General features: G+C 68.3%; 24 protein-coding genes. 8 read left to right on the forward strand and 16 right to left on the reverse strand.

Annotation, left to right across the window (positions count from 1 at the left end; genetic code table 11):
* The first annotated feature begins 263 nt into the window (after positions 1–263).
* Entirely contained in the window at positions 264–527 is a 264-nt protein-coding gene (locus tag AC0Z36_RS17400) for a DUF4031 domain-containing protein (protein ID WP_485463821.1), read from the forward strand.
* Between the two features lie 94 nt (positions 528–621).
* Here the strand turns inward: AC0Z36_RS17400 and AC0Z36_RS17405 are convergent, their stop codons facing one another.
* Both AC0Z36_RS17405 and AC0Z36_RS17410 read right to left on the reverse strand, forming a co-directional pair.
* Positions 622–1,278 (reverse strand): HD domain-containing protein, encoded by a 657-nt coding sequence (locus AC0Z36_RS17405; RefSeq protein ID WP_485463822.1) that lies wholly within the window; start codon positions 1,276–1,278, stop codon positions 622–624.
* Positions 1,279–1,634: 356 nt separating this feature from the next.
* Positions 1,635–3,779 (reverse strand): HelD family protein, encoded by a 2,145-nt coding sequence (locus AC0Z36_RS17410; protein ID WP_485463823.1) that lies wholly within the window; start codon positions 3,777–3,779, stop codon positions 1,635–1,637.
* A gap of 334 nt (positions 3,780–4,113) precedes the next feature.
* Here AC0Z36_RS17410 and AC0Z36_RS17415 point away from each other — a divergent pair, with 334 nt between their 5' ends.
* Positions 4,114–4,284, forward strand: a complete 171-nt coding sequence (locus AC0Z36_RS17415; protein WP_485463824.1) for a hypothetical protein — start codon at positions 4,114–4,116, stop codon at positions 4,282–4,284.
* A gap of 232 nt (positions 4,285–4,516) precedes the next feature.
* The gene (locus AC0Z36_RS17420; RefSeq protein WP_485463825.1) at positions 4,517–4,672 is read left to right on the forward strand and encodes a hypothetical protein; all 156 of its coding nucleotides are present in this window, start codon (positions 4,517–4,519) and stop codon (positions 4,670–4,672) included.
* A 20-nt stretch (positions 4,673–4,692) separates the two neighbouring features.
* Here the strand turns inward: AC0Z36_RS17420 and AC0Z36_RS17425 are convergent, their stop codons facing one another.
* The gene (locus AC0Z36_RS17425; protein ID WP_485463826.1) at positions 4,693–6,342 is read right to left on the reverse strand and encodes a DNA repair helicase XPB; all 1,650 of its coding nucleotides are present in this window, start codon (positions 6,340–6,342) and stop codon (positions 4,693–4,695) included.
* A gap of 227 nt (positions 6,343–6,569) precedes the next feature.
* Here AC0Z36_RS17425 and AC0Z36_RS17430 point away from each other — a divergent pair, with 227 nt between their 5' ends.
* Positions 6,570–7,571 (forward strand): ABC transporter ATP-binding protein, encoded by a 1,002-nt coding sequence (locus AC0Z36_RS17430; RefSeq protein WP_485463827.1) that lies wholly within the window; start codon positions 6,570–6,572, stop codon positions 7,569–7,571.
* A 13-nt stretch (positions 7,572–7,584) separates the two neighbouring features.
* Positions 7,585–8,421 carry a hypothetical protein gene (locus tag AC0Z36_RS17435; RefSeq protein WP_485463828.1) on the forward strand — a complete coding sequence of 279 codons (837 nt, stop codon included), beginning with the start codon at positions 7,585–7,587 and terminating at the stop codon, positions 8,419–8,421.
* Between the two features lie 43 nt (positions 8,422–8,464).
* Here AC0Z36_RS17435 and AC0Z36_RS17440 read toward each other — a convergent pair whose 3' ends face one another.
* The 7 genes from AC0Z36_RS17440 to AC0Z36_RS17470 form a co-directional block, all read right to left on the reverse strand.
* The gene (locus AC0Z36_RS17440) at positions 8,465–9,037 is read right to left on the reverse strand and encodes a hypothetical protein (RefSeq protein ID WP_485463829.1); all 573 of its coding nucleotides are present in this window, start codon (positions 9,035–9,037) and stop codon (positions 8,465–8,467) included.
* A 42-nt stretch (positions 9,038–9,079) separates the two neighbouring features.
* On the reverse strand, positions 9,080–10,339 hold the full coding sequence (locus AC0Z36_RS17445) for an ABC transporter permease (RefSeq protein ID WP_485463830.1): 1,260 nt from the start codon (positions 10,337–10,339) through the stop codon (positions 9,080–9,082).
* Between the two features lie 6 nt (positions 10,340–10,345).
* Complete coding sequence (locus AC0Z36_RS17450) at positions 10,346–11,047, reverse strand: ABC transporter ATP-binding protein (protein WP_485463831.1); 702 nt, start codon at positions 11,045–11,047, stop codon at positions 10,346–10,348.
* On the reverse strand, positions 11,044–12,159 hold the full coding sequence (locus AC0Z36_RS17455; RefSeq protein ID WP_485463832.1) for a peptidoglycan-binding protein: 1,116 nt from the start codon (positions 12,157–12,159) through the stop codon (positions 11,044–11,046). Before AC0Z36_RS17455 ends, AC0Z36_RS17450 begins: the two co-directional genes overlap by 4 nt.
* A 473-nt stretch (positions 12,160–12,632) precedes the next feature.
* Positions 12,633–13,508, reverse strand: coding sequence for a hypothetical protein (locus tag AC0Z36_RS17460; RefSeq protein ID WP_485463833.1), 876 nt, complete (start codon positions 13,506–13,508; stop codon positions 12,633–12,635).
* 567 nt (positions 13,509–14,075) lie between these two features.
* Positions 14,076–15,521, reverse strand: coding sequence for an AAA family ATPase (locus tag AC0Z36_RS17465; RefSeq protein WP_485463834.1), 1,446 nt, complete (start codon positions 15,519–15,521; stop codon positions 14,076–14,078).
* A 99-nt stretch (positions 15,522–15,620) separates the two neighbouring features.
* Positions 15,621–18,017 carry a helicase-associated domain-containing protein gene (locus AC0Z36_RS17470; RefSeq protein WP_485463835.1) on the reverse strand — a complete coding sequence of 799 codons (2,397 nt, stop codon included), beginning with the start codon at positions 18,015–18,017 and terminating at the stop codon, positions 15,621–15,623.
* A gap of 177 nt (positions 18,018–18,194) precedes the next feature.
* Here AC0Z36_RS17470 and AC0Z36_RS17475 point away from each other — a divergent pair, with 177 nt between their 5' ends.
* Positions 18,195–19,205, forward strand: a complete 1,011-nt coding sequence (locus AC0Z36_RS17475) for a hypothetical protein (RefSeq protein WP_485463836.1) — start codon at positions 18,195–18,197, stop codon at positions 19,203–19,205.
* Between the two features lie 96 nt (positions 19,206–19,301).
* Here the strand turns inward: AC0Z36_RS17475 and AC0Z36_RS17480 are convergent, their stop codons facing one another.
* The 5 genes from AC0Z36_RS17480 to AC0Z36_RS17500 all read right to left on the reverse strand — a co-directional run bounded on the left by AC0Z36_RS17480 (position 19,302) and on the right by AC0Z36_RS17500 (position 24,394).
* Entirely contained in the window at positions 19,302–20,243 is a 942-nt protein-coding gene (locus tag AC0Z36_RS17480) for an ABC transporter substrate-binding protein (RefSeq protein ID WP_485463837.1), read from the reverse strand.
* A gap of 87 nt (positions 20,244–20,330) precedes the next feature.
* Positions 20,331–21,290 (reverse strand): sucrase ferredoxin, encoded by a 960-nt coding sequence (locus tag AC0Z36_RS17485; protein WP_485463838.1) that lies wholly within the window; start codon positions 21,288–21,290, stop codon positions 20,331–20,333.
* 37 nt (positions 21,291–21,327) lie between these two features.
* Positions 21,328–22,200 carry an ABC transporter ATP-binding protein gene (locus tag AC0Z36_RS17490; RefSeq protein ID WP_485463839.1) on the reverse strand — a complete coding sequence of 291 codons (873 nt, stop codon included), beginning with the start codon at positions 22,198–22,200 and terminating at the stop codon, positions 21,328–21,330.
* Positions 22,197–23,375, reverse strand: a complete 1,179-nt coding sequence (locus AC0Z36_RS17495) for a FecCD family ABC transporter permease (RefSeq protein ID WP_485463840.1) — start codon at positions 23,373–23,375, stop codon at positions 22,197–22,199. Before AC0Z36_RS17495 ends, AC0Z36_RS17490 begins: the two co-directional genes overlap by 4 nt.
* A complete protein-coding gene (locus tag AC0Z36_RS17500; RefSeq protein ID WP_485463841.1) occupies positions 23,372–24,394 on the reverse strand; it encodes a FecCD family ABC transporter permease in 1,023 nt (340 codons plus the stop codon). Before AC0Z36_RS17500 ends, AC0Z36_RS17495 begins: the two co-directional genes overlap by 4 nt.
* Before the next feature lie 161 nt (positions 24,395–24,555).
* On the opposite strand from AC0Z36_RS17500, the gene AC0Z36_RS17505 reads away from it, so the two are divergent.
* On the forward strand, positions 24,556–25,224 hold the full coding sequence (locus AC0Z36_RS17505) for an HAD family hydrolase (protein ID WP_485463842.1): 669 nt from the start codon (positions 24,556–24,558) through the stop codon (positions 25,222–25,224).
* A 13-nt stretch (positions 25,225–25,237) separates the two neighbouring features.
* Here the strand turns inward: AC0Z36_RS17505 and AC0Z36_RS17510 are convergent, their stop codons facing one another.
* Positions 25,238–25,480, reverse strand: a complete 243-nt coding sequence (locus AC0Z36_RS17510; protein ID WP_485463843.1) for a hypothetical protein — start codon at positions 25,478–25,480, stop codon at positions 25,238–25,240.
* 161 nt (positions 25,481–25,641) lie between these two features.
* Here AC0Z36_RS17510 and AC0Z36_RS17515 point away from each other — a divergent pair, with 161 nt between their 5' ends.
* Positions 25,642–26,037 (forward strand): cold-shock protein, encoded by a 396-nt coding sequence (locus AC0Z36_RS17515; RefSeq protein ID WP_485463844.1) that lies wholly within the window; start codon positions 25,642–25,644, stop codon positions 26,035–26,037.
* Positions 26,038–26,068 lie beyond the last annotated feature (31 nt).

Below are 26,068 nucleotides of genomic sequence, written 5' to 3' on the forward strand. Positions count from 1 at the left end.
TACAAAAGTCCCCTACGGAGATCGGTAAGGGCACTTTTGTACATGATCGACACAGCTAGAGCTCACCCAGCCCGGCCACTGCTCCACCCACCATCGGCGCCCGGCGACCGCGTCCTCGACGACGGAGACCACTTCCGGGGTGTCTCGGCACCGCAGACTCTCAGATCCCGTAGGACCAGGGCGCGGGCGCTGTGGAGGGCTTCCTCGAGATCCATCCCCCTATTGTCCCCGCCGGCGCGCACCGGCTGCGGGATCATTGGAGGATGGCGATCCTCATCGACCCACCCACCTGGCCCGGACACGGGCGTCTGTGGTCCCACCTGGTCAGCGATGTCTCGTACGGAGAACTCCACGACTTCGCCCGGCGGCTCGGGGTGCCGGAGAAAGCGTTCGAGCGGGACCACTACGACGTCCCCGCGGAGTACCACGCCGCGGCGGTAGCCCTGGGGGCGCAGCAGGTCGGCGGCAAGGAACTGGTGGCCCGGCTCACCGCGGGCGGGCTGCGGAAGAGAAAGTTCCCGGGCTGAGCCGCGTCGGTTCGGCTGCGTCGGTCAGGTACAAAAGTCCCCTGTAGAGATCAAGAAGGGCACTTTTGTACCTGACCGACGCGGTAAAGACGGATCAGGCTGACTGCTGCGGGATGCCGCCCTCAAGCCGGACCAGCTCCGCCTGGATGTTCGCCCGGGCCTTCGCCTCGTAGCGCTCGATGCCCAGCGGGGTGTGGAACAGCGTCGGCAGCTCAAGCAGGTCACGCAGCACCGAGGCGCGGGCGTTGCGGAACGCCTCCTCCGGCACGAAGTGGTACTCCCGCCGGATCGCGTCGGCGTATTTTTCGTACACCTGCGGGTCAGAGCCGAGGATCGCGAGGTCGGCGTCGCACAGCACGGCTGCGTTCCAGTCGCCCACGGCGGGGGCGTGCAGGGTGGTCTCGCGGACCAGCCTGGCCGTCTCGTCGATGTACTCCTGCGGCAGCCCTGACTCGTTGAGGGCGCGCTCGGCGAGCCGGGCGCTGCGCTCCTCGTTGTCGGCCCTGGCGGGGTCGTACACGGCGTCGTGGAACCACGCGGCGAGGCGGACCGCGTCAGCGTCGTCGGCGTACGTCGCCAGCTCGTCCACCAGGTCGAGCACCGCGAGCAGGTGCCCCGCCGTGTGGTAGTGCCGGTGCGGCTCGGTGTAGCGGGCGAGCAGATCCTGCACGACCACATCGGCATCGTCGCCGGTGAGTCGGGTCCAGTAGTCGATCAGCAGCCCGTGGGCGGATTCCTGGGTGCGTTCCACGTCGGACAGCATGTCAGAGGACTGCGGTTCTGTACCGGTTTCGCTGTCAGGGCCGACGTGGCGTGTCACCTGAGGCAACTGCGACAGGGGGGAACCCGCCGGTGATCAGCAGGACTGGTTTCCGGGACAGGCGTTGGCCACAGGCCGTCTGTAGAGCGCCTTCGCACTCGCTGTCCTGCTCGACCAGCCAGGGGACTTCATCGATGACCACGATGCTTGGGGTGTCATCCGGAACGGCCAGCGAAACCTGCCACTGCGGGCCCCCGGGTCGCCGACCGCATCTTTGCAAGGCGCATTCTCAGTAAGGACAAATCTTACGTAGATCGACTCATGCTTCACTTGTAGTGGTGAGTTCGTCACAAAAGCACCTCCGGAAGGGGGGTGGTGTGGATCACTGCGAGGGATGACACGGCGCGCGTGAGCACCACGTACAGGCGACGCAGACCGCTGCGTTCATAGGCTTCAGCGGCCACGATGGCGGCGGGTTCGGCCACGATCACGTGGTCGTACTCCAGGCCCTTGGCGAGCGTCGCGGGGACAAGCGTCAAGCGTTCGGACCGGCTGTCCGTGCCCAGCGGGAGATGCGGGATATCGGCCAGGGCGGCGGCGATCCGGGGGATGTCAGCGTCGGCGGCGATCAGGCCGACGGAGCCTTCGAGAGCGAGGAACTTGCTTACGGTGTCCCGCAGTTCACTGGTCGGATCGTCAGTCTGAATGATCGTCAGAGATCCGGGTGCCTCCCGGACGGAAGACGCCGGAGCCAGGCCGGGAGCGATGGACGGCAGCAGTCGGGACGCGAAGTCGAGGATCTCCCGCGGCACGCGGAAACCGCGGGTCAGCTCCTCGACGCGCGCGTCGGGGCGGCCCAGGTGCTTCAGCGTCTCGGCCCACGACGGGGTCGCCCACGGGGTGGTGCCCTGCGCGATGTCGCCGAGCACGGTGGCCGAACCGGTCGAGCAGCGGCGGCCGATCGCGCGCAGCTGCATCGCGGAAAGGTCCTGCGCTTCGTCGACCACAACATGGCCGAGGCTGGCGGTGCGTTCGACGAGGTCGAAGGCTTCGTCGACAAGCGCGGTGTCGGCGGGGGCCCAAGGAGCTGTCCTGACTCCGCGGGCGGGCTTGGGCCACCCGATCGCTGACTGTTCGTCGGCTGTGAGGATGCCTTCCGACGAGGCGGCCAGGAACTCCGGATCCGAAAGCAGTCGCAGCACGAGCTTCGCCGGGTCCACCGCCGGCCAGACGGCGTTGACGGCGTCCCGTACGGGTTTGCTCCGCGCGACGGCGTTCTGCACCCGGTCGTCAGGGGCCTCACCGCCGTCCTCCATCTTCACCAGGAGCGCGTGGGAAATCCGCTGGTGCAGGGCATCGCGGGCCGCGCCGTAGCGCAGGTCGCGGGACTTGAGACCGTCGAGCACCTCTTCGATCTCATACGCGGCCAGCCGCCAGCGGCGCGAACCGCGGAGCAGCAGCAACGGCTCCACCGGTGCGGCGACTCCGGCGTACACGGCCCGGCGCAGCACCTCGGCCATCCGCGCGTCACCCTTGACCCGCCCGGCCGCAGCGGTGTCAGCGGTCTTGACCGGGACCCGGGCGAGCAGGTCCTCCACGGTGGTCTGCCCGACCTCGATCTCACCGAGCGCCGGGAGCACCTGCTGGATGTAGTCGAGGAAGGACTTGTTGGGGCCGACCACGAGGGTTCCCGTACGGTGCAACCGATCGCGGAAGGCGTAGAGCAGCCACGCGACACGGTGCAGGCCGACGGCGGTCTTCCCGGTTCCCGGCGCCCCCTGCACGCAGACCGTTTCGCTCAAGTCCAACCGTACGATCTCGTCCTGTTCCGGCTGGATCGTCGCGACGATGTCGCGCATCGGCCCCACCCGGGGTCGTTCGATCTCCGCGGCGAGGATGCCGCTCGCGGTGTCGGTTTCGGTCACGTCGGTGAGGTGTTCGTCCTCGTACGCGGTCAGTTCCCCACGGGTCCAGCCGAAGCGGCGGCGCAGTTCGACGCCGATCGGGTCCTTGCGGGTGGCCCGGTAGAAGGTGCGGGAGATGGGCGCGCGCCAGTCGACGACCATCGGGTCGCCGGCTGCGTCGTGGACGTGGCGGCGGCCGATCCAGAAGCGTTCGAGGGGGCGGGTCGGGTCGGCGGTGACCTCGACGGGCTCACTGCCGTCCGAACCACCCGAGTTGTGTTTACGGGGGGCGATCCCCCCGGCCCCCCAGTGTCCGTCGACCCGGCCGAAGAACAGGGCGGTGTCGGCGTGGTCGGCCAGTGCTTTGATGCGCAGCTGGATGAGCCCGTACACGATCTCGTTCGACACCTTGTTGCCGCCGACATCGGTCAGGTCGAGGGCTTCGGCTTCCTCGCGCATGCTGCGCAGGGCGCTACGGGCGGCGGCGAGGTGGGCCTGTTCGGCGGCGAGCGAAGGCTCGGCGGAAAACACGGGGGAAGGATCTGTGGGAAGCGCGAGGGAAACTGCGGGGGAGACGGGCGCGGGCATGACTGCTCCATACACAGGGCTTGGTGCTCAATCTCCGCCGCGATGTCCGGCGTCAGCCCGCAGCGAAGCGGGGGGCGGACGTAAGAGGACACCGCTGGGCAAAGCGCAGTGGAGCGGCACAGGTGCCGGTGTGGACAGCGGAGCCCGCCAGACTAAGCGGCGGCGCGTGTGCGGTGCAAGGCTCGTGAGGGTTGTGCAAGGTCTGCGGGTGCCGTGTCGAGGTCCGCGGGCGCCAAGGGCCGTTTCTTGATTTTCCTTACGATATGTCCGTTTTCTTACATGGATCGCACAGGGAACTCACACGTTCATCACATACGCCGGGCACCGTGAAGTCATGGCGATCACACTCCACACCTCCAGCACCCACGACCACTACGCCTTCGACGGTATCCGGCACGGCGCCGGCGTCACGGGCCGGGCGATCGGCACGGTCCTTCGCGGGGTAGCCGTGTTCACCGTCGTCATCGTCACCTTCCTGCTCTTCGGCGGGAAGGGTGTCACCTGAAGAGCAGAAGGGCGGCGTGAGCGCCGCCCGGATGGCTCTGCGTACGGCCGGACCGGGTTTTGACACCTGATCCGGCCGTACGCGCGTTCCCGGGCCTTGGGTCGGGTGCGGCCGTACGCGGCTTCCCGGGCCCGCCTCAGGGTTCGGGCGTACCGGGATCATCCTTCGGATGTACGTGCGGAAAGCCTGTGGACTGACGCGGTCCATATGTAGGAAAACGTACTTTTGAGACATGGCTACCGCACTCCACACCCCGACCTCATCCGCCCCGGTGACCGGTATCGCGACCGGCTTCCCGCACATCCTGCAGACCGCCGCCCGCGGCGTCTGGATCTTCACTTTCACGACCCTGAAAGTCGTCTTCCTGGGCCGCAACGGCGTCGAATGATGTCCCCGGGTCGCCCCGGGTCAGGCGATCGCGTCGTCCGCGTCGAGGATGCGGTACGCGTACCCCTGCTCAGCCAGGAACCGCTGCCGGTGCGCGGCGAAGTCCTGGTCGATGGTGTCCCGGGCGACCACCGAGTAGAACCGGGCTGAACGCCCGTCCGCCTTCGGCCGCAGGACCCGGCCCAGGCGTTGTGCCTCCTCCTGGCGCGACCCGAACGAACCCGACACCTGGATGGCCACCGCGGCCTCGGGCAAGTCGATGGAGAAGTTCGCCACCTTGCTGACCACCAGCGTCGAGATCTCCTTCTGCCGGAAGGCCTCGTACAGCCGCTCGCGCTCCTTGTTCGTGGTCTCGCCCTTGATCACTGGGGCGTCCAGGACACGGCCGAGGTCGTCCAACTGGTCGATGTACTGGCCGATCACCAGGACCTGGTCGTCCGAGTGCTTCTCGACGAGCTGCTTGACTACCCGCGTCTTCGTCGCCGTCGTCGCACAGAACCGGTAGCGCTCCTCCGGCTCCGCCGTGGCGTAAGCGAGCCGCTCGGCGTCGGTCAGTGTGACCCGCACTTCGACACAGTCCGCCGGGGCGATGTAACCCTGGTTCTCGATCTCCTTCCACGGCGCGTCGTACCGCTTCGGGCCGATCAGCGAGAAGACGTCCGACTCACGGCCGTCCTCGCGTACCAGCGTCGCAGTCAGGCCGAGCCGCCGCCGTGCCTGGAGGTCTGCGGTGAACTTGAACACCGGCGCCGGCAGCAGGTGCACCTCGTCGTAGATCACCAGACCCCAGTCACGGGAGTCGAACAGCTCCAGGTGCGCGTACACGCCCTTCCGCTTGGTCGTCAGGACCTGGTAGGTCGCGATGGTGACCGGGCGGATCTCCTTCTTCGTGCCGCTGTACTCGCCGATCTCCTCCTCGGTCAGCGAGGTCCGTTTGATCAGCTCGGACTTCCACTGCCGCGCGGAGACGGTGTTGGTCACCAGGATCAGCGTGGTGGCCTTGGCCTGCGCCATCGCGCCCGCGCCGACCAGCGTCTTGCCGGCCCCGCAGGGGAGCACGACGACACCCGAGCCGCCGTGCCAGAAGCCCTCCACGGCCTCCTGCTGGTACGGCCGCAGCGTCCAGCCGACCTCCGCGAGCTCGATCGGGTGCGCCTCGCCGTCCACATAACCGGCCAGGTCCTCGGCCGGCCAGCCCAGCTTCAGCAGCACCTGCTTTACCTGGCCGCGCTCGGACGGGTGAACCGCGACGGTGTCGGCGTCGATCCTGGCCCCCACCAGGGGCGCCATCTTCTTCGACTTGAGGACCTCCTCCAGGACCATGCGGTCCGAGGCGGTCAGCACCAGGCCGTGCACCGGGTGCTTGAGCAGCTGGAGCCGCCCGTACCGGTCCATCGTGGACGCGACGTCGACCAGCAGCGCGTGCGGCACTGGATAGCGGCTGTACTTCAGCAGGATGTCCACAACCTGCTCGGCGTCGTGCCCCGCGGCCCGCGCGTTCCACAGGCCCAGCGGCGTCAGCCGGTAGGTGTGCATGTGTTCGGGCGCCCGCTCGAGCTCGGCGAACGGCGCGATGGCCCGGCGGCACTCGGCCGACAGTTCGTTGTCGATCTCAAGGAGAAGGGTCTTGTCTGACTGGACGATGAGGGGGCCGGTCGTCGGCGCTGACACTCACACGCCTTCCTGCTGGGGGGTGACGGGCGAAACCTTCAGTTTGAACCATCGGCGGACCGGGTGTGTTCCGAACCCGGTTCCGCACCTGCGTGTTCACCTGTGACAGTCCGGCCTATATGCCTCCCCGAGTAGTACGTACGGCTCCGTACTGCGCTGGGAGGAGTAGAGGTCACCTCCTCAAGGAGGAACCGGAAGTACTCCCGGCGCACCTAGGCTGAAACTTGATGGCGCAACAATCCGTGCAGGACCCCGAAGGGCGCTACCCCGTGCTACCCGAGGGCTCCGCCGCATCCCCCGATCCAGGCCCCGGTCGCACCGACGACCCAGGGCCGCCCTCCGCGCTGCGCAGCCAGGGCCTGACCCGTACGTACCCCGGCGGCACCGGCGTCTTCGACGTCGACCTGACCGTGCCCCGGGGCTGCGTCTACGGCCTCGTCGGACCGAACGGCGCCGGCAAGACCACGCTGCTCAACCTGGTCACCGGACTGCGCCGCCCCGACTCCGGGACCGTGGGCCTGCGGGTGATCCCGTCCAAGGTCGCCGTGGTCACCGACGTCCCCGAGTTCGAGCCGTGGCTCACCGCCGCCGAGACGGTCGAGCTCGCTGGCCGGCTCGTCTATCCACGCCTGCCGTACCAGCAGGTCAAGGCGGCCCTGCACCGCGCCGGACTCAACGAGATCATGAACCGCAGGGTCTCCACGCTGTCCCGCGGCACCCTGCAGCGCCTCGGGCTGGCCTGCGCGCTCGTCGCCGACCCTGAACTGCTCGTCCTGGACGAACCGACCTCCGCGCTCGACCCGCGCGGTCGCGCCGAAGTCCTCGACATCGTCGCCGCGATGCGGGGCAAGTGCACCGTGCTGTTCTCCAGCCACATCCTGGCCGACGTCCAACGGGTGTGCGACCAGGTCGGCGTCATGCGCGCCGGGCGGCTGATCTACCAAGGCCCCGTCGCGGACCTCGTCGGCACCCACATGAAGCCGACCTGGCTGGTGCGGGTCCGCGACGGCAACCCCGTGCTGCTGCGTGCCCTGGCCGCCGAGGAGTGGGTGGCCAGAGTGACGTCCGTACGCCCTGGCCTGCTGCGGGTCCAGGCCCGCACCATGGAGGAGGGGGAACGGCTGATCCACGGGGTGATCGACCGTTCCGGTGCCCGGGTGGTGTCGGTCGCTCCGGAGGAGTCCGACCTGGAGAACGCGTTCCTGTCGATCACGGGGGTCGTGCGATGAGGAGGCACCTTTCGTGAAGACGGCAACCCGTGTTGAAGTCCAGGCCCCGGTCGCGGACGCGGCCGCCCGACGGCGTCCGCCGGTTCTGCGGGAGGGGCACCGCCTGGGCCTGTGGCGGCTTGAGTGGCTGCGCCTGTGGCGGACCAAGGGGCTGCTGCTCCTGGTCCTGGCCTACCCCGGCGGCGGGATCGTCGCCCCGCTGGCCGCGCGTAACTGGAACGCGATCCTGGACGCCTTCGGTGCCGACGCCTCGATGCGCATCACGGAGGTCAACGCGGTCACCGGGATGCACGCGTACATCATGAGCACCGGGCAGATCGGCGGCCTGGTCGCCCTCGGCATCCTCGCGGCCTCGCTCACCTTCGACCACCAGCCGGGGAAGTCGGCCTTCTACCGGACGCGGGTGCGTCGCCCCCGAGACCTGTTCCTGCCCCGCTGGACGGTGGCCACGACCGCCGTGGCCGTGGCCAATCTCCTGGGCACGGCCATCGCCTGGATCGGGGTGCGGTACCTGCTCGGGCCGCTGCCCGCGTCCCAGATGTTCGCCGGGATGGGGTTCGACCTGGTGGTGATCGTCTTCGGGATGTCCCTCGCCGCTGCGGTCGCCGCGTTCCTGCGCCGCCCCGTCCCGGTGTTCGGCACGACCCTGGGCATCCTCATCGCGATGCCGATCTTCGGCCTGTGGCATTCACTGCGTGACCTCCTGCCCGTCCAGCTGGGATCGGCGTCGTCCGACATCATCGACGGCGGCGACGCGGGGCAGTACGTCCCGGCGGCGATCGTGGCGGTGGTGATGTCGGTGCTGATGCTGATGCTGGCGGTGCGACGGGTGGGGCGCCGGGAGATGTAGCGGTTGTTCCCCCGATCGCCGGTCCGCCTCTTCGCTTACTCGCCTATTCGTCGATGAAAAGGGCGTCGGCGTCGACCACGGTGAAGGCCCGGTCCAGCCAGCGGCCGGGGGTGTCCAGGTCGGTGCAGTCGGTGATGCGGTCCTGTGCGGCGGACGTCAGGATGCCGCGGTTGGTGAGCACACGCAGCAGGAAATGCGTCCGCTCCTCTGCCCTGCCCTCAGCTTTGCCCTGCAGGAAATTCTGCTCGATGAGGGTTCCGCGTCCAGGGAAGTAACTGCCCACGCTCATGAGGTTCCTCCAGGTTTCCCGTGCCGGGGTGTCGCCCAGGCCGATTTCCAGCATTTCCGTGTAGTACGCGATGGACTCTGGATCAGCTGTCCCCAGAGCCCGTGCCAGTGCCTCCAATATGGCCGGAGCGTTGTGGTCGCGGCCATGTGTCATGGCCGAGAACGCCGCGAGCGTCAGGTTCCGGGCGGCTTCGGCCGGGTCCGTGATCACCGGGACGTTGTCCGGGCCCAGGACCAGCGGGCGCAAAGAAAGCACCGTCCACTCCTGCGGGCCGAGCAGGAAGGGGCCTGCGGCCCAACGCCTGTCCGTCTTTCGGCCTGCGATCACCTGGTTGAGTGAAGGTGGCTTGATGTTCGTACACAGCCCGGCCTACCTGCGTAGTGCCTCGACCGGTTCGATCCTCGCCGCCCGCCAGGCTGGATAGAGCCCCGCGAGCAGGCCGGTGGCCAGACCCAGGAGCGGGGCCGCGGCGACGATGCCCGGGTCGATGACGGCGGTCCATTCGCGGGCGATGGACACCCCCACCACGGTCAGCGTGCCGAGCGTGGCGCCGACCAGTCCGCCGAGCATGCCCAGGGTGCCGGACTCGGCGAGGAACTGGCCGGTGATGTGCCGCCCCCGGGCGCCCAGCGCCCGCCGCAGCCCGATCTCGCCGGTGCGCTCCAGCACCGCGACGAGCGTGGTGTTGGCGATGCCGACAGCGCCGATCACAAGGCAGATCCCGGCGAGGAGCAGGAGCAACTGGTTGAGGTCACCGGTGACGTTGCCGCGCAGAGTCTTCGGGTCCGGCGGCGGAATCACCTTGAACAGGCCGGGTGCGTCGGCGCGCAGGGCCAGGGCCGCTTCGTCGGCGATCTGGACGGCTGCGCCGAGTCTGGTGGAGATCAGCATCTTGGCCCGGTCGGAGACGTCCGGTGGTCCCCAGATCTTTTCAGCGGTCGTACGGGGGATCACCACGGACAGCAGCAGATCCGGTTTGCGTTCGACGTCGTCGATGACGCCGATGACGGTGAATGGGATATCGCCGATGAACACGGCGGGGTTGGTGTCGAGTGTGGTGATGCCGAGGCGGGCGGCCATGCCGGTGCCGAGTACGGCGACCTGTTCGGCGCGGGCGTCGTGGAAACTGTCGTACGTGCGGCCGGAGTTCATCGTCGGCACGGCGGCGTCGAGGACGCCGGATGAGGCGGCCACGACGGTGATCTGCTGTCCGGCCGCATCGTCGCCGACAGGGGCGGACCGTACGGTCGCGTTCTGCAGCTTGACCTGCCAGTAGACGCCTGCGGACCGAACACCGTTGAGACTGCGGATTTTCTGGTCAGCGTCGACCGGGAACCCGATGGGCACGTCGTCAGGGTCTTCGCCGCCGGTGTCCTCGACAGTGACCTCAGTGGCGGTCAGCGCGTTGAAGCGCGAGTCGATCTGCGACGAGACGGTGGCCGTCAGGCCGAGTACGGCGACGAAGGTGCCGACGCCGAGCACCGTGCCGAGGGTGGTCAGCGCGGAGCGGGACGGGCGCTGCAGGATTCCTGCGAGCGCTTCGCCCAGCAGGTCGCGCCAGGCCAGCTGTGAACGCCGGGCGGGTTTTGGACCTTGGGCTCGATCATGTTCCGAATGCTGTGGTTTCACGGGGGATCACGACGTTTCGAGCATGATCGACGGGGTGGCTTCGAAGAGGCGGCCGTCGCGGATGGTGACCGTACGGGAGGCTCGGGCGGCAACGTCAGGGTCGTGGGTGATGACCATGACTGTCATGCCGTCGGCGTTCAGCTGGTCAAGTAGGCCGAGCACAGTTTCGGCGGTAGCGGTGTCGAGGTTGCCGGTGGGCTCGTCGCACAGCAGGAGGGAGGGTTCGGCGACCAGTGCGCGGGCGATCGCCACCCGTTGGCGCTCGCCGCCGGACAGGGTGGTGGGGACTGCATTGACACGGTGGGCGAGACCGACCTTCTCCAGGGCCGCACGGGCGCGGGAATCGCGCTCCTTGCGGGGGACACCGCCGTAGAGCAGTGCCAGGAGGACGTTCTCCAACGCGCTGCGGTAGGGCAGGAGATGGAACGCCTGGAAGACAAAGCCGATGCGCTGCCCGCGCAAAGCCGCCCGGTCTGCTTCCTTGAGCCCGGCGGTGTCGATGCCGTCCAGGAGGTAGCTGCCGCAGGTGGGGCGGTCGAGCAGCCCGGCGATGTTGAGGAAGGTGGACTTCCCGGAGCCGGACGGGCCGACGATGGTGACGTACTCACCCTGATCAACCGTCAGATCGCAGGGCAGCAGGGCGTCGACGGCAGGCGGTCCGGGGTACGTGAGTCCTGCCTGGCGGAGTTCGATCACCGGTGGAGTCATGAGGCACGGCCGGTGGGATCAGTTGCGTTGTTCTTCGAACTCCCGGATTTCACACCGACGATGACCTTGTCACCGGGAGCGAGGGAGTTTCCGGCTACGGGGATGACGGCGACATATCCGTCCCCCGAGGTGCCGGGGGTGACTTCGACCCGGCGGCGGTCGCCGGACGCCTCCAGGACGGTGACGACCGTACGGCCGTCAGCTCCGGCGGACACCGCGGTGACCGGGACCACCAGCACCGGGCCGTCGCTGGACGCGGCTTCGACGGTGAGGCGCACGTCCTGGCCGGCGAGCTTCGGGTCGAGCGGCTGATTCGGCTTGACCGTCATGGTGTAGCCCCGGCCGCCGGAAACCTGGGTCCGTTGGGAACTGCTGTCGCCGGCGGTGGTTACCGGAGTGTCGGATATAGCAGTGACGGCTCCGGTCACGGATTCCCCGCCGAGTTCGGACAGGATCTGTACGGATTGCCCTGGCCGGATCAGGCCCCTCTCGTGGGCTGCGAGGCCGCCCTGGACGACGAGTTCACCGGCCGAGAGGGTCAGGAGCTCCTCCTTGACCTCGCCGCCGACGGCGGCCTTGACGGCGTCGACGCGGGCGGGGAAGCCCTGGACGAAGACGACTTCGCCCACCGGGACCATAGGTCCGGCGGCGGCTTGCAACTCGGTGAGGGCTTTTTTGGCAGCGACCAAGTCTTCAGTTGCATAACGGAGTTGGGTCTTACTGTCGCCACCTGTCTTATTCTCAGCCGGAGTGCCAACGGGCCGTGGTGTCTGTGGTGTCTGTGGTGGAGTTTGCGCGGCTGAATCAGCTTCCTTCGCTGCCTCCAACTGCCTTTCGACCTGCTTTACTTGCTTCTGCGCAGCCTGGATCTGCTGGTCGCCGCCGTCTGCTGCGGGTAGCGGGTCGTATCCGATCGAGGTGTAGAACTTTTGAACGGCTGCTTTGGTGGAAGGTCCGTAATTCCCGGCCTTGTCCGTCGACTTGAAACCGAGCGAAGTCAATGCCTTTTGCAGCTGGGCGACATCGTCGCCGACGGCCCCCGGTTTAAGGTCGCGGTAGGTCGGCACTGAGCCGGTCAGTGCGAATACGGGACGACCGGATACCTCGATCATGACCTGTCCGGCTTTGACCGTCGCGCCGACTTTTACGTGGATTCCGGTCACTACCGGCTTGCCGCTGTTTTTGCTGCTGCCGCCAGACGGGGCAATGTGCACCGACTGTGCGGCGGTGATTTTGCCCCGGACTACGACTGTGTCTTTGAGTGGCCGCTTCTCGGTGGTTGCGGTAAGGATTGATGAGGGGGGCGCATCGGCCTCGGCAGCGACTTGATCCGGGGATTTTACAAGGAAAGATACACCGATACCGGAGCCGGCCAGGACGGCTGCACTAGCAATGACGGCGAACAGAAGCCGGCGACGCCGAGCCAAAGCTGGACGTTCTATGTCAACAGGCCTGGATAGCTGTACGCCAGGATGCTGTTCAGCCATATTTTGCTGATCCTTACTGCGCTGACTGTTCGGAGATGCTGTTTCTAAGGGTCTTTAAAGCGGTATTTCGCCCTGCGATTCCCCGGTGGCTGTTTTGTCTATTTACCTTCAGTGAGCATCCTGTTTATGTTGGAGATTACGACAGATTTCCTTTTTTTGAGATCTGAGAATATTTCCGGGTCCCGATCGATCGATCTCTTTTGATAGGCCGATTCCACGGAAGCCATGACGTCGATCAGGCCGGTTTCGAATTTGCATTTTACATCTGCAGTGGCGGTTTTCTTTTCTTCCATTCCGGGTTTATCTCCTTCGCTTCCAGACCACCATTTTTGACTGTCGTTGGATTCCCGTGGGTTTTTGTATTTAAAGCCTGATTTTTTCATGCATTCGCTCCACTTAGAGAAAGCAGCAAGCGTTCGACTGTCGCTTTCCATGCGCTCTAGAGCTGGCATTCTGAGAGAGTCGAGAGAGGAGTTGGATGCTGGTGGTGCGCCGGCTTCGAGTGCCCGCCTGGCTTCCCCGAGACACCCGCCCTGCGGGACCTCCTTGCTCGCATACGATGCAGTAGCCCCAGAGTAAACAGCCAGCGCCTCGCGAGAAACTCCGGGAGGAAGCTTTGGTTTCTCTTCCTCGTCCCCACCCTTAGGTGCGGGGGGGTGGTATCCAAATTCCGCTGCTTCTTCGATTGAGAATGTTCCGTATCTCCTATCGTTTGATGATTTTTTTACTTCCAAAATCTCTAGGACTGGCCAGTCGATCCCGAAGCGCACCATGCAGTCTCTTGCGAGCATTTTTGTTGTTTGATCTATTTTGGACTGTGTTTGCCCGTCGAAATCATACGCGTCAAACGGGAGGGCTAGATCTTGATATGAAGTGACTTTCTTGACTTCGCCCAACGCGGGTTCTTTCCCTTTGTCCTTGCTTTCCGAATTAGCGCATGCGGAAAGAATGATGACAGCTGCGATGGCCGGCATCATTCGGAGTGTTGAAATTTTCGAATGCATGATTTATGTTCCCTAAGTAGCCGCGACCCTGATTCGATCAGAAGAGTGTCTCGGCTTTGATTTGCGAAGGTCGTTATCGTTGATTCCGCCACTTCCGAGTGGCGCTCAGAAGGCGTTTGATTTTATTCATTCCCCCCTCAGGATGGATTCTTTGGTCACGCTGCCAGGTGCGTTCCTAGTGCGATGATTAGAAGATGCCAGCACAGGAGGGATTGATCAAGGCCATGATGGAAGAAGATTGCCTACCGAAGACGTGCGACTACCTTCGGTAGTTGGCACCCTTGGGCATTAGTCCGCTTTGCTGGACATCGACGACCGTTTTGCGCTCCCTTTGCCTTTCTGTGCGAGGAGGGGGAGACTTAGGGTGATGTGATGTGTGTCACGCATTGCCGGATGGTGGCTTTTTGCTTCGCCTCGGCCGCAAAGTGGATCTGAGGTCCGGCGGGGCGTGCCGGTAGCGCTTCGTGGGCGAGAGCCATCGTCGCGATGACGGGCAGTTGTCTGGCGGGCAGTTGTCTGGCGGGGAGTGAACTCCCGTCACCGCCAGGCTTCGTACACTTCGCCGGCACCCCAGCACACGTCCAGCCCGTCCTTGGGGACATCGAATCCCGATAGGGATACGCCGACAAGGCCGGGTTGCGCGGCCTCGGACCATCCGGGGATCGCTGCGGCTCCCGTTCGGAGCGCCGCCAGGTCGTGGCCGTCGAAAGACGTACCCAGCCATTTGACGGACCCGGCGAAGTAGACCTGGCGGGCGATCGGCCCCCGGTCGGCGCCGACAAGGTCTACCTCAGGGTCGAATCGTCGGTTCCACCAGCCGCCCACTTCGCCGGTCTCCGGCCAGGGGAGGGTGTGGGCCGCGCGGGCGAGGGCTTCACGTACAAGAGGTTCGATCGCACGCCCCCGCCAGGAGGTCCAGCGGCGTTCGATCAGTCGGTAGGCCATCTGCGGGCGGCCGCGGCGGATCTCCTCGGCGGCGTCGCGCAACAGCGCGAGGTGGAGACGCAGGTTGCTGTCCGCGACCCGGTAGAGCGAAGGTTTCCCCGAAACGGTGGACAACGGCGATTCCTGAACGACCACGGCCTTTTCCTCGGTCAGACGCCGAAGCAAAGGGGACAGTTCCCCGGACGGAAGGCCGCCGCCCCGTCCGCCGGCCGCGGCGGCGATGTTGGCCTGAGTGCGTTCGCCGCTCCCGATGGCTTCCAGGACTCTGCGCGCGTGGTCGGGCTGGGGGAACTCGGCCATCAGAGCCGTTTCGGGTACGGCGAACAGGGGCGAGGCCGGATCGTGGCATTCCTGCCGGATGAATTCGAGGGCAGGGGTGCCCTGAGGCCAGGCCCGGATGATTCCGGGCAGTCCGCCGCACACGAGATGTGCGTCCAGGGCGTCGGCGGCGTCCAGACCCAGGGCGGTTCCGGTCTCGTACGGATTGAGCGGTCCCAGCCGCAGCGGGGTGGCCCGTCCGTAGAACGGCCGGTCGTATGCCGTGAACCGTTCCATCATGTGCGGGTCGCTGCCCAGCAGCAGGAGGAGGACCGGCCTGCGGGAAAGCAGGCGGTCCCATGCGGTCTGGAGCGCTCCGTCGAAGACCTGGTCCTGTTCGGCCAGCCAGGGGATTTCGTCGAGGACGATGACACATGGAGCGTCCGGCAGGACAGCGGCGAGGACGCGCAGGGCGTCCGACCAGTTGCCGTTGCTGAGGTCGGGGACCAGGGCCGGGTCTGTGGGAAGTCCGGACTCCCGGAGTTCGGCGCAGAACCGGGAAACGGACGCGACGGGTGACATGCCCTTGGTTGCGGCGAAGAAGAAGTACGGCACCTCGGCCTGGTCGCAGAACTCCTGGGCAAGCCTGGATTTCCCTACCTGGCGGCGGCCCCTTATGGCGACCGAAGAGCCTTCCCCGCTGCTGCGTACCCGGGTCAGCGCTTTGGTGAGAGCGGTCAGTTCCGTGGACCGTCCGATGAACTCAGCTATGCCTGCCACTTGGGTAGATTCATTTTACCTAAAATGATTCTAGCAAACCGTGAGTGCTTGATTCGTTACTGCGCGCCTTGCGGTCCGGGCTGCCCCCGGCCCGGGCCGCTACTCCGGAGCGACCTCGGCCACGCCCGTGATCCTGTGCAGCAGATACGTGTGCGTCCCGCCGAGTGTGTGGTCCTGGACCGTCACGTAGCCGCCCTGGAGACTGATCGGCAGGACCAGGTGCCGGGTCGCCCGGCCCTCAGGTGAGACGTGGCCGATGCGTACGGTCCGCTGCGCGGCGAGCGCGGACTGCAGGACGAGCAGCGTCTCGGCGGCGGTCGTGCGGGGGAGTTCGCCGGCCTCCTCGGTCGCGACGGAACCGGCGAGGTCCCCGGCCCGGATGGCGGCGACGGCGGATTTCAGCAATGCGGGACTCAGCGTCGGCGGTTCGCCGGTGACCTTCGGCGGGAGTGAGCGCGGCGGTGTGCGGCAGGCGTCGGGGCGGGTGACCAGGACGTCGCCGGTGGCCGATTCGGCAGCCGGGGCGTAGCCCATCGTGCGCAGCTTCTCCAGCACGCTGTCCGGTGCGGCCTGGGCGACGGCCACAGTTGGCGCGAGCAGCCGCAGGCGCAGGTCGGCGGACCGGCGGTCGGCCAGCAGTTCGGCGAGCAGGCTGGGGTCGTCACAGCGCAGATACGCGGAAGCGGAACCGACCCGGACTCTGCCGTGCCGCCGGGAGACGTCGTCGATCAGGTAGGTGAGCGGCTGTGGCACCGGGGTGCGTGAGTGCGCCGCGAGCATCCGGTGGAGGTCGGTGGCCGACCGGCCGAAGTCCAGGGCCCGGCGTACGGACGCCTCGGAGAACCGGTAGACGGTCGCGCCGCCGGTGGACTCCACGTCGGCGGCCAGGTGCAGCTCCTGCGCCAGCGCGGCGACCAACGGGCCGGGGGCGACGGCGGTCAGGTCGGCTTGCAGCAGTACGTGGTCGAGGGGTTCGGGCAGCAGCGGGCGCAGCCCGTCCGCGGCCACGGTCAGGTTGCCGTCCAAAACCGCATGACTGTACGAGGCGATTGCCCCGCGGCCGGTCACTCCGAGCAACTCGGCTTCGAGGAGCAACTGCGGTACGAGTGTCTGCCGCAGCTTGGCCGCCCGGAGCGGGCGCTGCCAGCCGAGGCAGGCGGACACCTGCGCGGCGGGCACCGCGCCGCCCACCGGCTGGGCGGCCAGGAGTTCGAGCACGCCGCGCCGCAGTTCAGGGACAGGTGTGCGGTCCAGGTCCGGACCCAGAGCGTTCCGTACCTTCCCCTTCTCATCTTTCGACCCGGCGAGCGAAGCGACCCGGGTCGTCTCCAGCCACACCCCGGCGAGCACCGCCCAGCGCTCGGGTGTGGGTTGCGCCCGCCACAGGTCGTAGGCCGGGGTCGGCAGCCAGATTTCATTCTCTTCGCCGTCGCCCGCCGCGAGCCCGGCCGCGTAGGCGAGCTCCATCCACAGGGCCGCCTCGGACTCGGGCACGTCCAACTGGGTCGCCGTGCGCTTGGCCTCACGCACGCCGATCCCCCCGGCGCGCAGCATCGGCGGGCCGCCGGGGGACCACAGTTCGAGCAGGTCTTCGATCCGGCGGACGGCGACGAAAGCCTGCCCGGCGGCCGTGCCGTCCACAGTCTGTGGATCAAATGTGCGGACGTCGAGCACCGGCGGTTCAGGTTCGAGCTCGGCGTGCACCTTGCCGCCGCGCAACTGCAACGCGGCCTCACGCGGGAGCACGACAGCGTCAGGCCCGGCGGGGATCAGCAGTCCGCGGGCGAGCAGCCACTCCACCGGGGTCGTCGCGTCGGCCGCGCGCACCGGTCGGTCAGCGCCGCGGACGCTGCCGACAGTCGGCCCCCACGCCAGCTTCTCCAGCACTTCCAGCGCCTGCGGCGGCCCCTGGATCAGGATCGACGCCAGACCGGCCGAAGTGTCGAACAGACTCACCATCGCGTTCACCGCGGACCGCGGGTCACCGGTCGGCGGCAGACCGAGATCGGCCAGATACTCCTGAAGCCGCACGGGGGAGGCTCCGGCCAGCGCCGTCGTCAGCGTCGGGCCGAGCCCGGCGGGGGAGGAACCCAGCAATTCCCGGACCGTACGGACGACCCGCAGCGCGTCGTCGGGTCCCCACAACAGGGCCAGCGAGCGCAGCCGGGCCACCGCGCCGTCGAACTGCGGGACATCGCCGACCAATTCCTTGAGCCGCCCGTACGCGAATCCGTCCTGCAGGACGACTGTCGCGTCCACCACTTGCAGGGTGAAGCGGTCGAGCCGCTCCAGGGCGCGGGCCACCGAGGCCCGGGTGGTCGCCCGGGTCGCCAACTGCGTCAGGTCCACCGGCACCGGCGCGGTCAGGTCGGGGCGGGCCCGCAACAGGTCGGCGAGCCCGGCGGTGGTCCGGGCACGCAGGTCCTCCGCGAGGGTGCGGGGTGCGCCGGCCCCGGTCGGGTCGCTGCGGCGGGCACTCGGCACGGTGGTGGTCATCCCGCCTACGTTACCGGCCCGCGTCGACACTGCCGCGCCTCCCGGCGGGTACACCTCCGGTGAGCGGACCGCGGCTTGATCCTCACGGAACGACTGCCTGGTTGCCCGCCGCACTCGTACGATGACCTGTCGCCGCAGCGCGGCGCACCGCAGAGCACCGATGGCTTGGGGGCCCGGATGGACTTCGAGAGCGACCGCCTGGTCCTCGACTACCTGGGCGAGGTGGCCACCATCGCCCAGCGGCGGCTGAGGCCCGCCGACCGGATGCGTCTGGTCGAGCGGCTGCGCAGCCAGATCAACAGCGAGCGCGAGGAAGCTCCCGCCGACACCCCGACGGTGGTCCGCCGCATCCTGGCCCGGCTCGGCAGCGCCGAGTCGATGGTCGCCAACGAGGCGTTCCGGGCGCCCGAGTACGGCGCCACGGAACCGGTCGGGCCCGAAGGGGAGGACCCCGGCCTCGGCCACATGCTGGGGCGTACGGCCGGGCAGGGCTCGGTGGCCTCGCAGATAGGTTTCCGGCCGGATACGACGCCGATGCCCGACGTGTGGGAGGGCGCGGTGAAGCGGCCCGCCGGGACCGCGCGCCGGGTGCCGCAGCAGACAACCCCCGCGCAGGCGGACGAGAGCTGGTGGCGGCAGCGGCCCAGCAGCGGCAGCGGGGCCGACCTGACCAAGGCCTCCGCCGCGGGGAAGTCGGAGGCCGGCCCGGCCTACCCGATCGGCCTCGCCCCGGACCCCGGGTTCGACGACCTGGCCGACGGCGAGGGCGACGGGTTGGCGTTGGAATCCGTCGTCGCCGTGACGCCGCTGGAATTCGTCAGGACCCGGCCGCGGGAGATCCTCGCGATCCTCATCCTGGCCGTCGGCGCGGCGGTCGGCTCCGTGGTGGTCTGCCTGCTCGGCTTCTTCGCAGTGTTCGCCGCCTACTTGTGGGCGGAGGGCGAGAAACGCACCGCCGTCTACCTGATCCCCGGCCTGGTGGTCACCGGCTACGCGGTCGCCGCGTGGCTGCGGGGCAAGGGAAAGTGGGGTCCGGACCGCGCCGCGGACCCCGACGTGCCGACGTCGTACGCGTGGTTCTGGGGCGAGACCCCGTCGATGGTGCGGATCGCCGCGGGGCTGGCCACTGCCTACCTGGTGTGGCGGCTTGTCCGGTACCAGCGCGGTGTGGTGGTGCTGGAGGGGTGAAGCGCGTCGGTCGTGTACCGAATTCCCTTCCAGAGATGGCGGAGGGGACTTCTGTACACGACCGACGTGGCAGCGAGCGGTGGAGTGCGGCCGGGATTACTTCTTCGGCGGCAGGAACCCGCCCAGGTCGTCCAGCACCTTGTTCGCCGCCGTATAGCCGGTGCTGACCATCCAGTAGTCGTCGTTGACGACGTGCGCGTTGCCGCTCTTCACCGCGCCCAGCGTCTTCCAGAGCGCCCCGTCCATGACCTTGCCCTGGGCCGTCTTGGCCGGGTCGCCGTACGTGGAGACGAACAGGACGTCGCCGTCGGCCTTCTCGATCTGCTCGGGGCTGACCTCGACCATGAACGCGTCGACGTTCTGGTCCGCCGGGCGGCCCAGGCCGACCGCGTCGAAGATGTTGCCGATGAAGCTGCCCTTGCCCATCAGCCGGTTCTGGCCGGCCATGAAGCGCAGCATGCTGACCTTGACAGCGGCCGGGTCGCCGAGCTTCGCGCCCTGCTCCTTGGCCCGCTTGTTGAAGTCCGCGACGACCTTCTCGCCCTCGGTCTTCTTGTTCAGCGCGTCGGCCTGGACCGGGAAGTTCTTCAGCCACTCCTTGCCGACCTGCACGGTGAACACCGTCGGTGCGATCTTGGACAGTTCGTCGTAGCGGTCCTTGTCGCGGAAGTTGCTGCCCAGGATCAGGTCGGGCTTGAGGTTCTTGATGGCCTCCAGGTCGGGGGCGCCGATCACGCCGACCTGCTTGATGCCGTCGAGCTTGGGCTTGAGGTACTCCGGCAGCGCCTGACCGGCCTGGATGCCGACTGTGCCGACCGGCTTCACACCGAGGGTCACGGCGGTGTCGAGCTCGCCGAGGTCGAGGGTCACCACCCGCTTGGGCGCGACCGGGACCTTGATCTCACCGTTGGCCGACTGCACGGTGCGGGTCTCGCCACCGGTCGCCTTGTTGTCCTTGGCGCTGTCGGAGGAGCCGCACGCGGCGGTCGTGAGCGCGAGGCCCGCGGCGACCGCGAGGACGGAGGTGCGTGTCTTCATGTTCATCAGGGGTGGTGCCTTTCGGGGGGTTCTCAGCTGGTTACCGCGGTGCGCGACGCGGCGGGACGGTGCCGGGTCGCACGGGTTCTACGAATGACCTCGCGTACGGGAAACCCGTACGCGATCTGCGGCTTGACCGGCGGCGCCTAGCTCCAGGAGCTCGTCCAGGACGAATTCGTCGGGGTCGGCCACCGTGCTCTCCGAGCACGAAGTGAGCCGGGGACAACCGGACTTCGCGGTCCGTACGGTGATCTGGAAGAGCCGGCCGCCGGCTTCGACGTCGACGGACGTACGACCGTCCTGGTACGTGAGGTGCGACAGCGTGCGGACACCGGACACCAGGGACACATCCGCCGCGCGGTGCGCGAACCAGGCCGCGGCCTGCACGGCGGCCGGTTCACCGGCGCGGCCCCGGTAGTGCTCCAGGGAGACCTCACCACGCATGCACGCGCCGCCGACGTCCGCGGCCACGTCCTCGGTGACCTTCCCGTGGTAGGTGCCCCACGGCAGCGTCACCAGGTTCGCGGCGAAGCGGTCACCGCTGACGTGGGTGGTCTCCCAGACGTGGTCGCCGTACAGCGCGGCCAACTTCTTGGCCGTCGGGCGGCCGAACTCCGCGCAGCAGCGTTCGCGCTTGCCGTGGGTGCAGACGAGCAGCAAAGGCTCGGCGTGCCCGGCGCCCCAGCGCGGGCGTACTCCCCGGCCGATCGACTCCCAGTCGAGGGCGAGCAGTTCGCACAGGTCAGCGACCTCACGGGTCTCGGTCCACGGTTCGCCGCCGGGGCCGCCGGAGTAGCAGATGAAGACCTGGTGCGGCGGCACGGGCCGACGCGCACCGGGCCGCCGGATCAGCTGCGTCCGGATGCGGTGGGCGGGGAGCAGGTCGAGCAGGGTGAGTACGTCGCCCGGGATGCCCGGCGGGGCGTCGTACGCCGGCCACGGGCCCGGATGCTCGACCAGGACCCACGCGTCGCAGTTCTCCGGCGCGGTGCCCCGGGCGGCCTCGCCGAGGGTTCGCGCGATCGCGGCACAGCCGGGTTTCTTCACGCGGGCTCCCGCACGTTCGCGGCACAGCCGGGCCGCTTCACGCGGACTCCGGCACGGTCACGGGCCGCACCGCGTCGTCGCTGTGCAACAAAACGTGCGCGGCAGGCAGACCGGCGGAGTGGCCGCGGGGCATGCCAGGCACGACCATCGGCGATCCGGTGACCGGGTCGGGCACCACCACGCAGTCCAGTTGGAAGACGTCCCTCACCAGCTCTGCGGTGATGATGTCGGCGGGCGCGCCCGCAGCGACGATTTCCCCGGCGCGCATCGCGATCAGATGGTCCGCGTAGCGGCACGACTGGTTGAGGTCGTGCAGGACGGCGACGACCGTACGGCCGCGCTGCCGGTTCAGCTCGGTCACCAGGTCGAGCACCTCGACCTGGTGCGCGATGTCGAGATAGGTCGTCGGCTCGTCGAGCAACAGCACACCGGTGCCCTGGGCCAGCGCCATCGCGATCCACACCCGCTGCCGCTGGCCGCCGGACAGTTCGTCCACGTAGCGGTCGTGCAGGTCGGTGATGCCCGTCCGGTCCATCGCCTCGGCGATGGTGGCCTCGTCCTCCTCGGACCACTGCTGCCACCATTTCTGGTGCGGCTGGCGGCCCCGGGAGACGAGGTCGGCCACGGTGATGCCCTCGGGGGCGACGGGGGTCTGCGGCAGGACGCCGATCCGCCGGGCGACCTCCTTGGTCGGCATCCGGTGGATCTCCGCGCCGTCCAGCAGCACCGCACCGGCGACCGGCTTGAGCAGCCGCCCGAGCGCCCGGAGCAGCGTGGACTTGCCGCACGCGTTGGGGCCGACGATCACCGTGACCTTGCCGGGTGGGATCCCGACGTCCAGGTCGCGTACGACGACCCGGTCGTCGTACGCGAGGGTCAGCCCCCGGGCGGTCAGCCGGTCGGTGCTCACAGGTTGCCTCCGGTACGCGAGCGGGACAGCAGCCACATCAGATACGGGCCGCCGATGGCCGCGGTGAGGACGCCGACCGGCAGTTCGGTCGACGGGAAGACGGTGCGCGCCAGGATGTCGCCCAGTGCGACGATCACCGCGCCGGTCAGCGCGGAGCACACGAGCGGTATGTGCGGGGTCCGGGCCAGCCGCCGGGCCACCTGCGGGGCGAGCAGCGCCACGAAGTCCACCGGACCGGCCGCCGACGTGGCCATCGACGCGATGAGCACACCGGTCAGTGCCAGGCCCAGCCGCACCCGGCCGAGGCGGACACCCAGGCCGGTCGCGGTCAGATCGTCGAATGTGACCGTACGGGCGGCTCGCGCGGCCCAGGCGAGGAAGGGCAGCGCGACAAGCAGGGTGACTGCCAGCGGCCACGCGTGGTCCCAGCCGCGACCGTTCAGGCTGCCGGACATCCACACTTTGGACTGTTGCGCCGTGACGACGTCCACCTTGGTGAGCAGCAGGTTGGTGAAGGCGGCCAGGCCCAGTGAGATGCCGAGGCCGATCAGGACGAAACGCTGCGCGTGCAGGCCCTTGCGCCAGGCCAGTACATAGACGAGGGCGGCTGCGACGATGCCGCCGCCGGCTGCGGCGACCGGCCCCCAGAAGGAGATGTCCACGCCGAGCATCAGCAGGAAGACCACGGCGGCCGTCGCACCGTGCGTGACGCCGATGATGTCCGGGCTGGCTAGCGGGTTGCGGGCGACGGTCTGGATGAGCGCGCCCGAGACGCCGAAGGCGAGCCCGACCAGCACGCCGGTGACCGCGCGGGGCAGCCGCAGGGTGCCCACGACCAGGTCGAAGTCGTGGTTCAGGCCGAGTGCGGAGGCGATCGCGTCGAACGGGGCGACGTATGAGCGGCCCACGCACAGCGCGGCGGTGAACACCGTGGCGAGCGCGAGCAACAGAAGGCCGGACATCACGAGCGAGCGGCGGTGGAGGAGGAACGAGCCGCCGCCGAAGCGGGCGAGCGCGTAGCCCGCGGGGCGGGGTTTCAGGAGTCCGGGACCCGGCTCCGGTTCCGGCTTGAGTTCTGGTTTCAGTTCCGGTTTCAGTTCCGGTTCCGGTTCTGGCTCCAGTTTCAGGTTCAGGTTCAGTTTCAGGTTCAGGGCGCTCTCCTGACCGGCGCTCATGAACCCGCCACCGAACGGCGGCGGACCAGGGCGATCAGGATCGGGACACCGACCAGTGCGGTCATCACGCCGACCGGTACCTCCGAAGGCGGGAACAGGACGCGGCCGACGACGTCGGCGGTCAGCAGGAGTACGGGGCCGATCAGTGCGGCGGCCGGCAGCATCCAGCGGTGGTCGGTGCCGACCATCGCGCGGGCGGCGTGCGGCACGGCCAGGCCGACGAAGCCGATCGGCCCGGTGACGGCGACCGCCGCGCCGGTGAGCATGACCGCGCCGATGCCGCCGGTGATCCGGACGCGTACGACGTTCTTGCCCAGGCCCGCGGCGAGGTCGTCGCCCAGGGCGAGCGCGTCCAGGCCGCGGGCGGTCGCCAGGACCAGCACGGCACCGAGCGCGAGGAACGGGAGCACTTGCAGGGCGACGTCCGCGTCGCGGCCGGAGAGCGAGCCGACCAGCCAGAAGCGGTACGCGTCCATGGTCTTCTGGTCGAGCGTCAGGACCGTGGTGATGAGCGCGCCGAGGGACGCGGCCAGCGCCTGCCCGGACAGTGCGAGTTTCACCGGGGAGGCCCCGCCCCGGCCACGGGAGGCGACGGTGTAGACGAGCACGGCGGTGAGCATCGCGCCGCCGAAGCCGAACCAGACGTATCCGGCCAGCGAGCTGATGCCGAATCCGGCGATGGCCACCACGATGCCGAGGGCGGCTCCGGTGGAGATGCCGAGGATGCCCGGTTCGGCGATGGGGTTGCGGGTGAGCCCCTGCATGGCCGCTCCGGCGAGCCCGAGGGCCGCGCCGACCATGAGCCCGACGACTGTACGGGGGACCCGCATGGTGCGGACCACGATGGCGTCGGCGGAGTCGCCGCCGTGCCACAGGGCATCCCACGTGGTACCGAGGGGGATCGTGCGACTACCTACGGACAGTGAGAGCAGGCAGGCGACGACAAGGAGCGCAGCAGCCGCGACCACAAGGAGGGTGCGGCGCAGCGCGAGGTGGTCGCGGGTCTGTGTGCCTGTCACGGGATAAGGTTAGGTTAACCTAAGCAACCCGGGCAATATGACACTCTGTAGCGGAGTGTGTCCTGGGGTGCCGCGTGGCGCGTGCCTGCCGGGAGCTGGCCACGCTTGAGCGGATCGCCTGTGCCGGTCGTCCGCCCATCGGCGGCACGTAGGCTGACCGGGTGACTACGGCACCTCGAAACACTTTCAGCACCGGCGGCCGTGACAGTGGGAGCAGCGGTCTGGTCGTCGGGTTCGACCTCGACATGACGCTCATCGACTCCCGTGCCTGCATCGGCGCCGTCTATCAGCGACTGGCCGACGAGACCGGCGTGGAAATCGACGTCGCGCTGGTGACCTCGCGCCTCGGTCCGCCGCTCGCCGACGAACTGCTGAACTGGTTCCCGGCCGGCCGGGTCGTGGAGATGACCGCCCGTTACCGCGCGCTGTACCCGACCGTCGGCGTCCCCTTCACCACGGCACTGCCCGGCGCCCACGAGGCACTGGCGGCCGTCCGCGAAGCGGGAGGCCGCAGCCTCGTCGTCACCGGCAAGAACGCGCCCAACGCGCGACTGCACGTCGAACACCTCGGCTTCGACGTCGCCGAGCTCGTCGGGGACCTCTGGGCACTGGAGAAGGCCGACGCGCTGCGCGCCCACGGGGCGACGGTCTACGTCGGGGACCACACCGGCGACATCATCGGCGCGCAGGCCGCCGGGGCGCTCGCGGTGTCGGTCCCGACCGGGCCGATGAGCGCGGCGGAGCTGCGCGCGGCCGGCGCGGACGTGGTGCTCGCGGACCTGACCGAGTTCCCGCAGTGGCTGGCGGCCTATGTGGCCGCGGCCGCCTGAGCGCGCGGCCTGCTCAAACCGAGGTCGGGCGCCTCTGCGACCTGACCTGCAGCACCAGCCCGACCATCGCCATGGCGAAGCCCAGCGGCATCAGCCCGCTCATCGCGTACACCCCCGTCGGCAGCGCGGTCGCGCCGATCAACAACGGGGTGATCGTGGCCAGCGCGGCCACCGTACCGACGATGAAGACCACCGCGCCGATCCGGATCAGTCGCTCGCCGGAACCGGACACCTTTTCTGAACTGTTCGTACGCACGAGCACCAGGGTAGAACGCGCCGACCCCGCGGTGATCCGGCGGGATATCCCTGTTGGGTCGACGCCCCCCGCCCACTAGCCTGAACGGGTGAGGGGGGTCGGTGGCGCGTGCCTGCTCACCAGCAGGTTGTCCTCCGCGCCCCGACGTGATTGAGGTCCTCGTGCCCACCGGAAAAGTGAAGTGGTTCGACGTTGAGAAGGGCTTCGGCTTCCTCTCCCGGGACGACGGCGGTGACGTCTTCGTCCACACCTCGGCGCTTCCGCAGGGCGTCGAGTCGCTCAAGCCCGGCAGCCGGGTGGAGTTCGGCGTCGTCGAAGGCCGGCGCGGCGAGCAGGCGCTGTCGGTGCGCGTCCTCGAGCCGCGTCCTTCGGTGGCCGAAGCGGTGAAGATCGCCTCCCGCAAGGACCCCGAAGAGATGACGGTGCTGGTCGAGGACCTGATCACGTTGCTTGAGCAGGTCCGCGAGGGGCTCAACCGGGGGCGCTACCCGGACAAGAAGGCCGCGGCGCAGGTGGCGGGTGTCCTGCGTGCGGTGGCCAGCCAGATCGAGGCCTAGAAGGCCGCTGAAGATCTAGGAATCGATCCGA

Source organism: Kitasatospora sp. UYEF31 (genome assembly GCF_057291755.1).